12 protein-coding genes and 2 tRNA genes are annotated in these 14129 nt (G+C 58.6%); 8 read left to right on the top strand and 6 right to left on the bottom strand.

Features of this window, described 5'->3' with window-relative positions:
* Window positions 1-275 precede the first annotated feature (275 nt).
* A complete protein-coding gene (locus HG264_RS02675; protein WP_169408988.1) occupies window positions 276-2732 on the top strand; it encodes an acyl-CoA dehydrogenase in 2457 nt (818 codons plus the stop codon).
* Window positions 2733-2851: 119 nt separating this feature from the next.
* Complete coding sequence (locus HG264_RS02670; RefSeq protein WP_169406204.1) at window positions 2852-3265, top strand: PA2817 family protein; 414 nt, start codon at window positions 2852-2854, stop codon at window positions 3263-3265.
* 91 nt (window positions 3266-3356) lie between these two features.
* Here HG264_RS02670 and HG264_RS02665 read toward each other — a convergent pair.
* Both HG264_RS02665 and HG264_RS02660 read right to left on the bottom strand, forming a co-directional pair.
* Window positions 3357-3432, bottom strand: a tRNA-Gly gene (locus HG264_RS02665).
* Window positions 3433-3448: 16 nt separating this feature from the next.
* A tRNA-Glu gene (locus tag HG264_RS02660) sits at window positions 3449-3524 on the bottom strand.
* 342 nt (window positions 3525-3866) lie between these two features.
* On the opposite strand from HG264_RS02660, the gene HG264_RS02655 reads away from it, so the two are divergent.
* Complete coding sequence (locus tag HG264_RS02655) at window positions 3867-4637, top strand: hypothetical protein (protein WP_169406203.1); 771 nt, start codon at window positions 3867-3869, stop codon at window positions 4635-4637.
* A gap of 146 nt (window positions 4638-4783) precedes the next feature.
* Window positions 4784-5458, top strand: a complete 675-nt coding sequence (locus tag HG264_RS02650) for a glutathione S-transferase family protein (protein WP_169406202.1) — start codon at window positions 4784-4786, stop codon at window positions 5456-5458.
* Between the two features lie 61 nt (window positions 5459-5519).
* On the opposite strand, the gene HG264_RS02645 is transcribed toward HG264_RS02650, so the two are convergent.
* Window positions 5520-6407 (bottom strand): ATP-binding protein, encoded by an 888-nt coding sequence (locus HG264_RS02645; protein WP_256663756.1) that lies wholly within the window; start codon window positions 6405-6407, stop codon window positions 5520-5522.
* A 125-nt stretch (window positions 6408-6532) separates the two neighbouring features.
* Here HG264_RS02645 and HG264_RS02640 point away from each other — a divergent pair, with 125 nt between their 5' ends.
* Window positions 6533-8911: an ATP-binding protein gene (locus HG264_RS02640; protein WP_218573034.1), complete on the top strand. Its 2379-nt coding sequence runs from the start codon at window positions 6533-6535 to the stop codon at window positions 8909-8911.
* On the opposite strand, the gene HG264_RS02635 is transcribed toward HG264_RS02640, so the two are convergent.
* Window positions 8908-9405, bottom strand: a complete 498-nt coding sequence (locus tag HG264_RS02635; protein ID WP_169406201.1) for a glutathione peroxidase — start codon at window positions 9403-9405, stop codon at window positions 8908-8910. The two genes, HG264_RS02640 and HG264_RS02635, sit on opposite strands and share 4 nt — an antisense overlap.
* 18 nt (window positions 9406-9423) lie before the next feature.
* Entirely contained in the window at window positions 9424-9822 is a 399-nt protein-coding gene (gene msrB / locus HG264_RS02630) for a peptide-methionine (R)-S-oxide reductase MsrB (protein ID WP_169406200.1), read from the bottom strand.
* Between the two features lie 119 nt (window positions 9823-9941).
* Here msrB and HG264_RS02625 point away from each other — a divergent pair, with 119 nt between their 5' ends.
* The 3 genes from HG264_RS02625 (at window position 9942) to htpX (ending at window position 12640) form a co-directional block, all read left to right on the top strand.
* Entirely contained in the window at window positions 9942-11153 is a 1212-nt protein-coding gene (locus tag HG264_RS02625; protein WP_169406199.1) for a pyridoxal phosphate-dependent aminotransferase, read from the top strand.
* Window positions 11154-11174: 21 nt separating this feature from the next.
* Window positions 11175-11612 (top strand): hypothetical protein, encoded by a 438-nt coding sequence (locus HG264_RS02620; protein ID WP_169406198.1) that lies wholly within the window; start codon window positions 11175-11177, stop codon window positions 11610-11612.
* A gap of 137 nt (window positions 11613-11749) precedes the next feature.
* Entirely contained in the window at window positions 11750-12640 is an 891-nt protein-coding gene (htpX, locus tag HG264_RS02615) for a protease HtpX (protein WP_169406197.1), read from the top strand.
* A gap of 235 nt (window positions 12641-12875) precedes the next feature.
* Here the strand turns inward: htpX and HG264_RS02610 are convergent, their stop codons facing one another.
* The gene (locus HG264_RS02610) at window positions 12876-14009 is read right to left on the bottom strand and encodes an ATP-NAD kinase family protein (protein ID WP_169406196.1); all 1134 of its coding nucleotides are present in this window, start codon (window positions 14007-14009) and stop codon (window positions 12876-12878) included.
* Between the last annotated feature and the right edge of the window lie 120 nt (window positions 14010-14129).

Here is a 14129-nt window from a genome sequence, read left to right as displayed (position 1 = left end):
TTCTGTCGCGGCTATACAACCCCGACAGACCCTCGCGCTTTAACCGGCTATGCTAGGGTTTGTTGACGTTTCACTACGGCCGCGTCCACGGCATTTCAGGTCACGCGTCAAATGACGTTATAGCGCTGCGGAAATTGGTAAGGCAGCAACCATTACCTAGCCCTGCGCCTAGCGGATCGCTGCCCGACCTTGCGCCCTCTACACAACGCGGCTCGTGATGAAACGTCAACAGACTTCAATTTCTGGACATTCCTCAATCGAAGGAGCGCTAAATGGTGACCCTGCTCTGGCTTATCGGCCTGTTACTCTGCATCACCGTGCTGGCTCACATGCGCAGCGGCTTGCTGAACGGGTGCATAGCCACCGCGGTATATCTACTGGCCATGACTGTATTCAGCCCCGCGCACTGGCTCTTGATGCTGGTCCTGTGGGTGATTTTCCTTGGTATTGCGATTCCGTTGAATCTGCCTGACTGGCGGCGCGCCAACATCAGCACACCGACTTTTCACTGGTTCAGAAAGGTGCTACCCCCTATCTCCGATACCGAACAGGAAGCGCTCGAAGCCGGCACCGTCTGGTGGGACCGCGAATTGTTCAACGGTCGCCCTGACTGGAACAAACTGCACGCGTTTCCGCGCCCGGCCCTGACCACAGAGGAACAGAATTTCATTGATGGTCCGGTCGAGCAGCTCTGCGCCATGACCCGTGAATGGGAGGTCACTACAGCTTTTCAGGACTTACCCCTGGATGTGTGGGAGTTCATCAAGGAAAACGGCTTCTTCGGCCTGATCATCCCCAAGGAACACGGCGGCAAAGGCTTCTCGGCCTTTGCCCACTCGCAGATCGTCATGAAACTCGCCAGCCGCAGCGGCGACCTTGGCTCCACCGTCATGGTACCCAACTCGCTCGGCCCCGCTGAGCTACTCCTGCAATACGGGACCGACGAACAGAAGAATCATTACCTGCCCCGCCTGGCAGCGGGCAAGGAAGTACCCTGCTTTGCACTGACCTCACCCGAAGCAGGTTCGGACGCTGGCGCCATGCCCGATAAAGGCATCGTCTGCATGGGCGAATGGGAAGGCAAGCAAACCCTCGGGCTGCGCGTTACCTGGGAAAAGCGTTACATCACCCTCGGCCCGGTGGCTACATTGCTGGGGCTGGCGTTCAAGGTATACGACCCCGAACACCTGCTAGGCGAAGAAGAAGAGCGCGGCATCTCGCTGGCTTTGATTCCAACCGAAACCCCCGGCGTCGAGATCGGGCGCAGGCATTTCCCGCTGAACGCAGCCTTCATGAACGGTCCGAACTCAGGCACCGATGTGTTTATCCCCATGGACTATCTGATCGGCGGACAGGACATGATTGGTCAAGGCTGGGTCATGCTGATGAACTGCCTGTCGGTAGGCCGTTCCATCTCCCTGCCCGCCGGCAGTACGGGTGCGGCCAAGATGGCAAGCATGACGACCGGTGCCTATGCACGCATTCGCCAGCAGTTCGGTCTGCCCATCGGCGAATTCGAAGGCGTGCAGGAAGCACTCGCCCGGATCGGCGGCAACGCTTATGTCATGGATGCGGCACGGCGCATGACCGCTGGCGCCATCGACCAGGGCGAAAAGCCATCGGTGCTGTCTGCAGTGGTCAAGTACCATCTGACCGAACGGATGCGCCAGTGCCTGAATGATGCAATGGATGTGCACGGCGGCAAGGGCATTTGCATGGGTCCAAAGAACTACCTGGGCCGCGCCTATCAGTCGATCCCCATTTCGATCACCGTCGAGGGAGCGAACATCCTTACCCGCAGCATGATGATCTTCGGACAGGGAGCCATCCGCTGCCATCCGTATCTGCTGCAAGAAATGACCGCCACCCAGGATCCTGATGTGAACAGTGGGATCGAGCGCTTCGACAAGCTGTTGTTCGAGCATGTCGGCTTCGGCGTCAGCAACGCTGCCAGCAGTCTGCTGCTTGGGCTCACCGGCGGGATGCTGGCCAAGACGCCCGGGAATGCCGAGACCAAAGGCTATTACCAGCAGCTCTCCCGCCTGGCGGCCGCATTCGCCACACTGGCCGACACGACCATGCTGATGCTGGGCGGAGAGTTGAAGCGCCGCGAGCGTCTTTCAGCCCGCCTGGGTGATGTGCTCAGCAATCTGTATCTGGCCAGCGCCACGCTCAAGCATTACCACGACCAGGGCTCGCCCGAGGAGGATCTGCCGTTCGTACGCTGGGGGGTTGAGGATCTGCTTGCCCGCACCGAGCAATCCATGCATGAAATATTGCTCAATTTCCCGAACCGGGTTGCAGGCGTGCTGCTGCGCATTGTGGTATTCCCGCTCGGACGCCACCTCGCTCCCCCCAGCGACCGAACCGGCGCGGAGATAGCCCGGCGTCTGATGACACCCGGGGCGTCGCGGGATCGCTTGCTGGCGGGCTGCTACCGCAGCAACGACCCTGAGGATGTCACCGGCTTGCTGAACAGTACCCTTGAACAGGTTATCGCCGCTGATGCACTGACTGCACGCATGCGCAAGGCCAGCAAAGCAGGTGACATTGAAGCAGACCCGCAGCAAGATCCCGTGGCCGCTGCACTGGCCAGCGGGACAATTAATGAAGCCGAGGCCGAGCAGCTCAACGCTGCGATAGCCGCGAGACGCGCAGTGATCGAGGTTGATGACTTTTCCGCCGAGGAAATGAACCCTCAGCACGACACCTCTGTTCCGCTTAAAACCTGAGCCCGAAAAGAGCGATGCCGGCCAGCGTGCCGGCATCGCCGGGCCCGGTCTTTATACGCCCTTCCACACTCATTCAGTACGTCTTCTGCTAGACTCCCGCGCTTGTTTAGGAGACACCGATGAACACTTCACTGCCCTACCACACCTATCACCTGGCGCTTCTGAAGAGCCTGTTCGATACCTTGCGCGCCCAGTCCGTTTTGATGGAACAGGTCCCTGAGGAAAGCAATATTCTCTTCCTCGAGCGCTTCGACGAGCTGATCACCGAACTCGAAGCAGGCAATGACGACGCAATGCAGCAAGGACAGGAGATAATCTGTCAGATCATTTCGCGCTACCCACAGATCGCGCACATGATTCCCCGTGATCTGCTGTGGTATTTCGGCGGCGATTGTCTGCACTTCATGCCGGACGAAGAAATCGCCCTGTATCAGCTTCTCGACGAGCATCAGGCCGAGGCTGAAGCGCGCGGCGAGGCCTTCGATTGGGCACAAGCCAAACAATTATTGATGAGCAAACCGGGCCAGAGCTGAATCGACCAGGCTGAGTGCGCAAGCGCTCAGCTTTGAGCGCCAAATTACGGACACAAAAAAGCCGTCACATGGACGGCTTCTTTGATGAATCTGGAGCGGGAAACGAGACTCGAACTCGCGACCCCGACCTTGGCAAGGTCGTGCTCTACCAACTGAGCTATTCCCGCAAAACTGACGCCGAAGTGGCGTCCCCTAGGGGACTCGAACCCCTGTTACCGCCGTGAAAGGGCGGTGTCCTAGGCCACTAGACGAAGGGGACGTATCCGGACTTCACAGTGCCGAGGTAAATTACCCTGGCTACTTGCTGCTCCCGTGTTTCAATGTTCGCTGCAAGTGGCGCGCATTTTAGGCAGGGTCCTGAGAACCGTCAACCCCCCAACCTGATATTTTTTCAGGTTTTTTTCGTGCGCCGCGAAATATCTGGGATTGCGGGCAGCCAGGTCTGGTTCGGCATTACCCTTCCCTCCCTGAACTACCGAATCTAGCCTCGCCTGTGCTGATTTGCGAACTGCGACACAGAAATTCCTGCTTGCAACGTTCCCTGTTTAGTTCGATGCTTGGGCCTCTACCACGCACATCACCCAAGGAAGAGAGATCGATCGTGTCCCCTTTAGTTATTGGAGCCCTGGTAGCTGGCGGCGTGCTGATCCTTATCAGCATCGGTTTCATCAGCCACAGTCTTGAGCGCGCACGATTGGAGCGCGCCCGTCAGATTGCCGAACTGAACGCTCGCATCAGATACTGTTCTTCCCTCGGCAGTGAATTGCCCGGCCAGTTCATGACGGTCGAGCTGAAGTCCCTGCTGCTGACCATCGAAGAACATCTGTTAACGCAACTTCTGAAGCTGGACCGGAAGAACACCAAAGCTGAAAACCAACTTGCGATGATCCGCCAGCAGCTGACCACCGGGGATCTGAGTATCGGCAATACGCCGGTAGCCATCACCAACGAGACCCAGGCCCGCGACGTTCGCCTTCAGCTGGAGAACCTGCACAAGCTGCTTGCCCAGGCTCATAAGGACGGCCTGTTGGACAGTGCCACCCTGCAGCAATGGGTAGCCAGGATCCGTCAGCATATCGTGACCATCAACCTGGAGATGTTCCAGGCTCTTGCCAATCAAGCACTGCAACAAGGCAAGCCACGCGTAGCCAAATTGCAGTATGAGCGGGCGGTGGCGTTTCTGCAGAAGCAGAACGATCCGGCGTGCGCCGACTTGCTTACGCAGATGCGCCACAAGCTCAAAGAAGCCGAGCAGGCCGCCATTCGGACCGAACAGACTACCGACCCGGCAAACAGTGAACTGCTCGCCGGTCTGGACGCGCTTGAAGAAGATGATGAAGCCTGGAAAAAACGATCCGTGTACGATGACTGATGACTAGGGAAGCGCTGAACAATTCCCCGCGCTCTCTGGCGGCCGTTGAGTACCGCATGCGCGTGTCGCTGGCGTTTACGATCTAGCGACCACGGCATGTAAGAACCTCTGGGCCCTTGCTCATAACAACATAACGGAGCCCCCGCATGGCACTGACCCTTTATGGCGCGATTCTCTCCCCCTTCGTTCGCAAGGTCCGCATTCTGCTTGCCGAGATCGGACAGGAATATGAACTGGTCACGGTCAACCCCTTCGGCCAACCCGACTGGTATTACAAGATCAACCCGCTCGGCCGCGTCCCGGCCATACAGGATGGGGATCTCACACTGGCTGACTCTGCCGTTATCGCACAGTACCTGCATGAAAGCCGCGGCAGCTCGTTATACGGGACGACGCCAGAGCAGGCTGCAAGGATCCGCTGGCTGGAGAAATACGCCGATTATGAAGTGGCGCCCTTTGCGACTTTCACCGTGTTCTATAACCGGATCGTCCGGCCACTGAAGGGCGAGACCACCGACGAGCAACTGGTGAAGACAGCCTTGAGCGAAAAGCTACCGCCGCTGTTTGATTACCTTGAAGCTCAACTGGGCGATGATGACTATCTTGTCGGTGATCAGCTCAGCATGGCTGATATAGCAGTGGCCTGTCAGTTGATCAACTTCGGGCACGGCGGCGAAACGCTCGACCCGCAACGCTGGCCCGGTCTGGCGGGATTGCTCGACCGCGTCAGCGCACGCCCCGGCATCGCTGACCGCCTGACCGAGGAGCGTGAGCTGCTGGCCAAGATAGCGGCGCACGCTGCCCAGAAACAGCCGAGCTGAAATAAGTCTAATCTGGGCAGCGCTCCGGGCCACAGAATGCAAGTAATGGTCCAGCGCTTCCCTAGACCTCCAGCAAAGCCCGCCCTACCCAGGAGCGGGCGAACTGGTAGGCGCAACGCCCGTTTCGATTACCCCGCGCCAACGCCCAGCGTATCGCTTCCTTCTTCAATTCCTCAGTCCATTGCCAGGTCAGATCATGCTCGCTCGCCAGCGCGCCGAGCCAATGCTGAACCACTTCAAGATAATGCTCCTGGGAGAATGGATAGAACGACACCCATAACCCAAAGCGGTCCGATAACGCGATCTTCTCCTCGATTGCTTCACCTGGATGCAGCTCGCCATCAACCATCGCAGCCCCTTGATTATCGCTACGCTGTTCGGGCAACAGGTGCCGCCTGTTGGAGGTAGCGTAGAGCAGCAGATTGTCCGGGGTGGTCTCCAGCGTTCCATCGAGGACGGTCTTCAGGGTCTTGTATGCACTGTCATCCGCCTCGAACGCCAGATCGTCGCAAAACAACAGAAACTGCCAGGGCAGCGAGCGTACCTGCTCGATAAGCGCAGGCAGATGCACCAGATCATTCTTGTCGATCTCGATCAGACGCAGACTGCAATCTGCATACTCGCTCAGCAGGGCTCTGATCAGCGACGACTTCCCCGTGCCCCGTGCACCCCACAACAACGCGTTGTTGGCAGGCAGACCCTTCACGAACTGCTCGGTATTAGCCCGCAATAGCTCTTTCTGACGCTCCACGCCGACCAAGTCGGCTAGCCCTGTGTGTTTCCCTACCGTCAGCGGCCGCAACCAACCCTGGTCGCCCTGCCCCATCCAGCGCGCGGCCAGCGTCGCCTTCCAGTCAATGGCTACCGGAGCTGGCGGGAATGTCTTTTCAAAGCGATCCATGAAACTCGACGCACGTTTCATGAACTCTCCGGGAGTCATTTCATTCATACCTGTATTCCTGTTTGTAAAATGACTTAGCATGCCACGTCTAACGCGAACGACCGACACCATTCCATCACCAGGCAGCGGGAACCAAGCTAATCTGATGGCGAAAGCACACCGCAGGATGACCCGTGAACCATATACGTTTTACTGATCGCCTATCCTTCAAACAGGCGCGACAGGGTGTTCTGGCAGCTTTCGTTCTGGGCACCCTGCTTGGGCTGATCCAGGTGGGACTCGATTACCGGGCCGAAGACGCCGCGATCGACAGTGAAATCGCGGCGCAGATAAATGTCAGTCTGGGTCCGGCTTCACGCATCGCCTACAACGTCGATACCGAGCTTGCCCGCGAGCTGACCACCGGCTTGCTGCAGTCCCCGCCGATCATACGTGCTGAAATCATTGATGATACGGGCGTAGCCCTCGCCAGCGTGAGTCGGCCGATGCTCGCCAGCCGTTATCGCGCAGTCAGTGACGCGCTATTCGAGCCCGTACGCAATTACTCGCACCCCCTATACGTGGAACACGTACCCGACGAGCTGCTCGGCCATCTGGTAATCGAGGTAGACACCTTTCACCAGGGCGCGCAATTTCTGCGCCGCGCAGGCCTCACGCTGGTCTCCAACTTTATCCTGTGTCTGGTTCTGTCGCTGATACTGGTCGTGCTGTTTTACGGCATGCTGACCAAGCCATTGGTGCGCCTGATCACCGACCTGCTCGGCATGACAAGCGAGCATGAACGGAGTCGACTGCCCTGTCCCGCCGGGCATGAACGGGATGAAATTGGCGCGCTGGTCGAGGTCATCAATCAGCAACTGCATAGCATTGATGTCAATTTGCGGCAGAAGCTGCGTGCCGAGGATCGGCTCCGCCAGTATCTCGAAGAGCTGGAAACCATTGTCGAGGCGCGCACTACCGAACTGCAGAGTGCCAACCGCCAGCTGCGCGTATCCAATCAGGAGTTGGAGCGCTCCCGTCAGGAAGCATTGGAAACAGCGAGCTCCAGGGCCGCGTTCCTGGCTGCCATGAGCCATGAGATACGCACACCGATCAATGGCCTGCTTGGCATGATTGGCCTTGCCCTGGATAGCCCTCTCAATGACGAACAACGCCAGCAGCTATCCATCGCCTACGACTCCGGCAAGATTCTCGTCGAACTGCTCAATGACATTCTCGATCTGTCCAAGTTTGAAGCCGGCAAGCTGCAGCTGGAGGAAATCCCCTTCGACCTGGGCGCTCTGCTGGAAGACACCACCAGCCTGCTTTCCCAGAACGCCTACAAGCGTGATATCGAACTGAGCTGCCGGATCGATCCAGCGTTGCCCGGCATGATGCTGGGCGACCCCATGCGTATCCGGCAGATCATCAGCAACCTGCTCTCCAATGCGCTGAAATTCACCGAGCAGGGCCAGGTCTCCGTTTATCTGGCCGTACACCCCAACCGGGGCGGGCAGCAATGGGTGGACATCAGCGTGCGCGATACGGGCATCGGCATCCAGACGGAGGCGCTGGAGTCGGTATTCTCGCCCTTTACCCAGGCCGACGCGCAGATATCCCGGCGTTTTGGCGGGACCGGACTTGGTCTAGCGCTGTGCAAAAGCCTCGCAGACGCCATGCAAGGCACCCTGAAAGTGGAATCAGAACAAGGTCAGGGCAGCACCTTTACCGTGAGCCTGCCGCTCAAAACGCACAGTACCGGGCCCACCTTCCCGTTGCCCGCTCCGCGTAGCGTGTTGATCTGGAATCGCCTGGGCCGATTGCAAGGCAGTTTCCTGCTCGAACAACTCGAGCACTGGGGCATGCGCTGCGCCCTGATCAATTACAGCGACCAGATCCAGCCGCCGCTGAATAACCCTCCATTCGATCTCTGGTTACTCGACAGTCCCGAGGTCGCACATCAGCTCGCCGGCCAGCGTATGGAGATTCCACGCCTGCTGGTTTGCCCCTACACCGGCTGGTTGAGTACAACCGACGCGCGTGCCGCAGGCGTGCGCCAGCACGTAGCGAGCCCGCCCTCGCGCGCCCACCTGGCACGCGCCATTGATGATCTGTTCGCCCAACCCCTTACTAACACTGGCGGGGCTGTACTGACGCAGACACAAACCGGTTACACGGTTCTGCTGGTGGAGGATAATCTGGTCAACCAGATGGTCGCCAAAGGCATGCTGGGCCGCCTGGGGTACGACGTAGCCGTTGCAGAGCACGGCGAAGCCGCACTTCAGCGATTGCATGAGCGCGAATTCGATCTGGTACTGATGGATTGCAACATGCCGGTCATGGACGGCTACGAAACCACCCGGCGCATCCGCGAGCAAGCTCACTGGGCGACCCTGCCGGTCATTGCACTGACAGCCAACGCCCTGGAGGAGGACCGTGAGCGCTGTACCGAGGCCGGCATGGACGATTACCTGGTCAAACCCTTCAAACGGGAAGACTTGCAAGCGATGATGAACAAGTGGCTCGGCAACGACACAGGTCGCGCCGGTCCGGACACGCCTGCCAGCGATTAACTCCGGGCAAGCAGCGACTCGATATCCTTCGCCACTTGCTCCGGCTTGGTGGTCGGGGCGTAACGCTTCACTACCTGCCCCTCGCTGTTCACCAGAAACTTGGTGAAATTCCATTTGATACGCTTGCTGCCCAGCAAACCGGGCGCCTGGCTCTTCAGCTGGGTAAACAGCGGGTGTGCGCCGCTACCGTTTACCTCAATCTTCTTGAACAAGGGAAACGTAACGCCGAAACGCATCTCGCAAAACGAAGATATCGCCTGCTCATCCCCCGGCTCCTGCGAACCGAACTGATTGCAGGGAAAGCCAGCCACTCGCAGTCCCTTGTCCCCGTATGTCTTCCACAAGGTTTCGAGCCCCTGATACTGCGGCGTGAAACCGCATTTGCTGGCCGTATTGACCACCAGATACGCCTTGCCGCCCAGTTCAGCGAGACTGGTCTGGCGACCATCAATGGTCGTACAGGGAACGTGGAGCACATTGTTCTTGTTATTCATTGACGTTCTTCCGTTGAGTTAGTCGTTGCGCGGATGCAGCTTCAATGCCACCGAATTAATACAGTAGCGCAAACCAGTCGGCGGCGGACCATCCGGAAATACATGGCCAAGATGCGCATCACAACGGGCGCAGAGCACCTCGGTGCGAATCATGCCGTGACTGGTGTCCTGCTGTTCGGCAACCGCCTGCCCGTTTACCGGTTCGTAATAGCTCGGCCAACCACACCCGGCGTCGAACTGGGTAGCGGTATCAAACAAGGGCGCATCGCAGCAGATGCAATGGTATACGCCCGGCGTCGTATTGCTGTTGTAGATGCCTGTATAGGGTCGCTCTGTGCCTTTCAGGCGGCACACCTGAAACTGCGCCTCATCCAGCTGCTCGCGCCAGGCGTCCTCAGACTTGATGATCTTATCCATACTTCCTCCACACACTAGCGATTTTCAGACTTTCCCGATTATGGCTGCACGACGTATCATGCTCGCTCACTTTTCTGGCTTCGCGCTACGTCAGCCTTCAGGAACCCAAGGGAAACATCATGCAGGTTAGCAAGTCCAATAAATTGGCCAACGTCTGTTACGACATTCGCGGGCCCGTCCTGCACCATGCCAAACGGCTGGAAGAGGATGGTCACCGGATCCTCAAGCTGAATATTGGCAACCCTGCACCCTTTGGTTTCGAAGCCCCGGAGGAAATTCTCCAGGACATCATCCATAACCTGTCCACGGCTCAGGGCTACAGTGACTCCAAGGGTCTGTTCTCTGCGCGCAAGGCGGTCATGCACTACACGCAGACCAAGAACATCCCCGGCGTCACCATCGAGGATATCTATCTCGGTAACGGCGTGTCCGAGCTTATCGTGATGGCCATGCAGGGTCTGCTGAATAACTGCGATGAAGTGCTGATCCCGGCTCCCGATTACCCATTGTGGACCGCCGCCGTGAGTCTGTCCGGCGGCAAGCCGGTGCATTACCTGTGTGACGAGGAGTCCGACTGGTATCCAGACATCGAGGACATCCGCAGCAAGATCACGCCGAACACCCGCGCACTGGTCATCATCAATCCCAACAACCCCACCGGGGCTGTCTATTCGCGCGATATGCTCGAGCAGCTGGCGCAGGTTGCCCGGGAACATCACCTGGTCCTGCTCGCCGACGAAATCTACGACAAGATCCTGTACGACGGTATGGAACATGAGTCCATCGCCGCGGTGGCGCCGGACGTGTTCTGCCTGACCTTCAACGGGCTGTCCAAGTCCTATCGTGTGGCTGGCTTCCGTTCAGGCTGGATGATCATCAGCGGCCCCAAAGCCAAGGCTCACAGCTATATCGAAGGGCTGGATATTCTGTCCTCGATGCGCCTGTGCGCCAACGTACCGGCGCAGCACGCGATCCAGACTGCGCTGGGTGGCTATCAGAGCATCAATGATCTGGTGCTACCCGGTGGCCGGCTGCTTGAACAGCGTGACACGGCCTGGGAACTACTCAATGACATTCCCGGCGTGAGTTGCACCAAGCCGAAAGGCGCGCTTTATCTGTTCCCGAAACTGGATCCCAAGGTCTACCCAATCCATAACGACGAAAAAATGGTTCTGGATCTGTTGCTCAAGGAAAAAATCCTCATCGTTCAGGGCACGGCATTCAACTGGCCCTGGCCGGACCACTTCCGCATCGTGTCGCTACCGCGCAAGGATGACCTGGAAGTCGCGATCGGCCGGATCGCCAATTTCCTCAAGGATTACCGTCAGTAGATACTGCCGGGCGAGGCGAATATGGCCGACCTGCACATAGACGACTTCTACCGGGACGTAGCGGGGATCCTGCTTAGCCTGTACAACGGGTTCCCGTCACCGAGCATCCTTTTTGTCGAAGACCTCATCGGGCCGCACGAGCCCGATGCCTTTGGCGTTCCGGCACCCCGTCACCTCGCCTGTTTCAATGCGATGTTGTGGATGGCTGAAGAGGGCTTTCTGCGCTACAGCGATACCATTCGCCAGGAGGGGCTCGACCAGTGCAGCCTGACCGAGCGCGCCTTTCTCATGCTCTCGACGCCCGCGACAGACTGGCTTGACCAGACGTTACCTGCGAGCATTGCCCGGCAACGCGCTACGCCCGCCCAACGCCTGCGCGACGCGCTCGCCAGACAAAGCTCTACCGAGCTGGCAGAGATCGTTCAGCACTGCTTTGCGAGGGCGCCGGCACGCCGCTGAGCAATACACGATTTGAAATAGACTGCCGATTGAAAGCCGGACGGAATCCCCCAATATACCCACCAGTCAAAACGGGGACCTGAACGCATCAGAAGCAGGATGGAACCCTAATCGAATATCAAAGGAGTTATGAATAGATGATGCGCATCGTGCTGTTTCTGGCGACCAACCTGGCGATTATCCTGGTGGCCAGCGTCACTCTCAGCCTGCTGGGAGTTGGCAGTGTCCATGATGGTCAGGGCGGCATGAATTTGCAGTCGCTGCTCATTTTCTGCGCGGTCTTCGGCTTTGCTGGCTCCTTCATATCCCTGTTCATGTCCAAATGGATGGCCAAACGCGGTACAGGTACGCGCATTATCGACACGCCGCAGACCCGCCAGGAGCAGTGGTTGGTCGATATCGTTGCCGAACTGGCGCAGAAAGCCGGTATTGGTATGCCTGAGGTAGGCATCTTCCCTTCCCGCGCGCCTAACGCTTTTGCCACAGGCTGGAACAAGAACAACTCTCTGGTGGCCGTTTCCGAGGGCATGCTGCAACGCTTCAGCCCCAACGAAATCAAGGCCGTCATGGCCCACGAGATCGGCCACGTAGCCAATGGTGACATGGTCACCCTGACCCTGATTCAGGGCGTGGTGAACACCTTTGTCATGTTCTTCGCGCGCATCATCGGTAACTTCGTCGACCGCGCCGTGTTCAAGAACGAGAGCAGCGGACCGGGCATCGGCTATTTTGTCGCGACGATCTTCGCCGAGTTGGTACTGGGTATCCTCGCCAGCATTATCGTCATGTGGTTCTCGCGCCAGCGCGAATTCCGTGCGGACGCAGCCAGCGCGCAACTGGTCGGAAGCGGCATGATGATCGCAGCGCTGGAACGCCTGCGTGCGGAGCAAGGCATTCCGGTAGAAATGCCCGGCGAGATGACTGCCTTCGGCATCAATGGCAATCTGAAGAATGGGCTGGCAGGTCTATTGATGACCCACCCGCCGCTGGAGCAGCGCATCGCAGCACTGCGGGCCGGCAATTACTAAGCGAGCACTTCAGGCTCGCCGACGGCTTTGAAATAGACGCTCATCTGGCGTAGCGCAGGCGCGCTACACCCCCAGGGATGCGCCCGGCGCGGTCTGGGTTTGCCTGGGGTTGACGTGCGGCTCAGGCCGCGTTCGGACGCGCCGATAGGGTTTGCCTGGGGTTGTCGAGCGCCTGCTCGACGACAGGGTGTAGTCAGCGCAAACCTGGCCTAGCGCGGGTGCGCTACACCCAAAGCTATTCCGCTTCAGCCTTCCAGCTGACCGGATACAGCATCTCCTCCCGATACCCGCTCAACACCCGACGCAACCCGGTCAGACGCTGATCGAGATCCGCATCGCCGGTGTCGACCAGGAAAGGTCTGCCCTGCAGTGTTCTCAGCTTGGTTTTGGTGGCGACGACGAACAGGTTGTCGAGGCCTACGGCTTCAAGCACCCGCGGTGAAATCTGCTGGTTGCCACGGCCAAGAATATGCCCCTGTCCGCCGATCGCTGTGACCAGAATCCGCCATGCTCCCTGACTCACCAACTCCCACAGCTGCGCCTCGGTGGCATCGGCCAGAATCAGCTCGCCATTGCGCACAACATCGACGCCCAGCAATGTTCCCTGCAGACCCATGGCTTCAAGCAGACCCAGGTTGGTCGAGCCAGGCCCGAAGATCCAACCGTCCACGTCATCCTGAAGTTCCTGCAGCCAGGCGGCGACATCATCGAGAACCAGAGTTTCCTGCTCCCGACCGCCCTGTTTGACCTGCTGGACAAAACGCCCCTCCTCCGGAACCGATAGCTCACCATAGTGGCGCGTGCGCACCGATCCCTGGCGAAAGGCATCCTCGTCAATGTCACGTACCTCCGCTTCACCCAGACGCACCAGCTCGCCCTGTAACAGCAGCGCAACCAGCTCACCGGCAGCGCGCGGATTGACCGCATACACGCCGGAGTGGATCTTGACGCCCGCCGGGATGCCCAATGCCAGCTGTCCTGGCTGGATGCTGTTGCATACGTCACGCGCGGTGCCGTCACCGCCGGCAAACAGCAACAGATCAAGATCACATTCCTGCAGCAACCTGACCATGCGTTCGGTGTCGGCTGCGGTGGTCTCTGCAGTCGAGAGTTCGCCGACCACCTCATAGTCGAAGCCCATGCTGGCAAGCAGATCTTCACCCATCGCACCCGGCGCGCAGAAGAGTCGCAAACGCTCGCGCCAGGGTTCGATACGCTCCAGTGCCTGGCGCACGCGTTCGTGCGCGCGGGGCTCGATTCCCATGGCCAACGCCTCATGCGCTAAGCCATCGGAACCCTTCAACGCAGCCTGACCACCCAATCCAGCGAACGGATTGATAACCAGGCCCAGTTTAAAAGCCTCTTTCATTGGAATTTTCCTGGCCGTTTGGCTGTCACAAAGTTGCCACCTTTATGCCATACCCTGCCTTCGAGGGTCAGTTGCTAAGAAGTGTCGACCCATCATGCCGGATCGAGAGGAGCACCAACG

It is taken from the genome of Pseudomonas sp. gcc21, from assembly GCF_012844345.1.
In the GTDB taxonomy this organism is placed as follows: Bacteria; Pseudomonadota; Gammaproteobacteria; order Pseudomonadales; family Pseudomonadaceae; genus Halopseudomonas.
Note: the sequence above shows the minus strand (reverse complement) of the source record. Positions and strands in the feature narration are given on the sequence as shown.

What these genes read in the sequence shown, in the direction of transcription:
- HG264_RS02650 (WP_169406202.1), top strand. Translation starts at nt 4,784, where the DNA reads ATGGCACTGACCCTTTATGGCGCGATTCTCTCCCCCTTCGTTCGCAAG.
- HG264_RS02610 (WP_169406196.1), bottom strand. Translation starts at nt 14,009, where the DNA reads ATGAAAGAGGCTTTTAAACTGGGCCTGGTTATCAATCCGTTCGCTGGA.
- HG264_RS02645 (WP_256663756.1), bottom strand. Translation starts at nt 6,407, where the DNA reads ATGAATGAAATGACTCCCGGAGAGTTCATGAAACGTGCGTCGAGTTTC.
- htpX (WP_169406197.1), top strand. Translation starts at nt 11,750, where the DNA reads ATGATGCGCATCGTGCTGTTTCTGGCGACCAACCTGGCGATTATCCTG.
- HG264_RS02670 (WP_169406204.1), top strand. Translation starts at nt 2,852, where the DNA reads ATGAACACTTCACTGCCCTACCACACCTATCACCTGGCGCTTCTGAAG.
- HG264_RS02625 (WP_169406199.1), top strand. Translation starts at nt 9,942, where the DNA reads ATGCAGGTTAGCAAGTCCAATAAATTGGCCAACGTCTGTTACGACATT.
- HG264_RS02635 (WP_169406201.1), bottom strand. Translation starts at nt 9,405, where the DNA reads ATGAATAACAAGAACAATGTGCTCCACGTTCCCTGTACGACCATTGAT.
- msrB (WP_169406200.1), bottom strand. Translation starts at nt 9,822, where the DNA reads ATGGATAAGATCATCAAGTCTGAGGACGCCTGGCGCGAGCAGCTGGAT.
- HG264_RS02620 (WP_169406198.1), top strand. Translation starts at nt 11,175, where the DNA reads ATGGCCGACCTGCACATAGACGACTTCTACCGGGACGTAGCGGGGATC.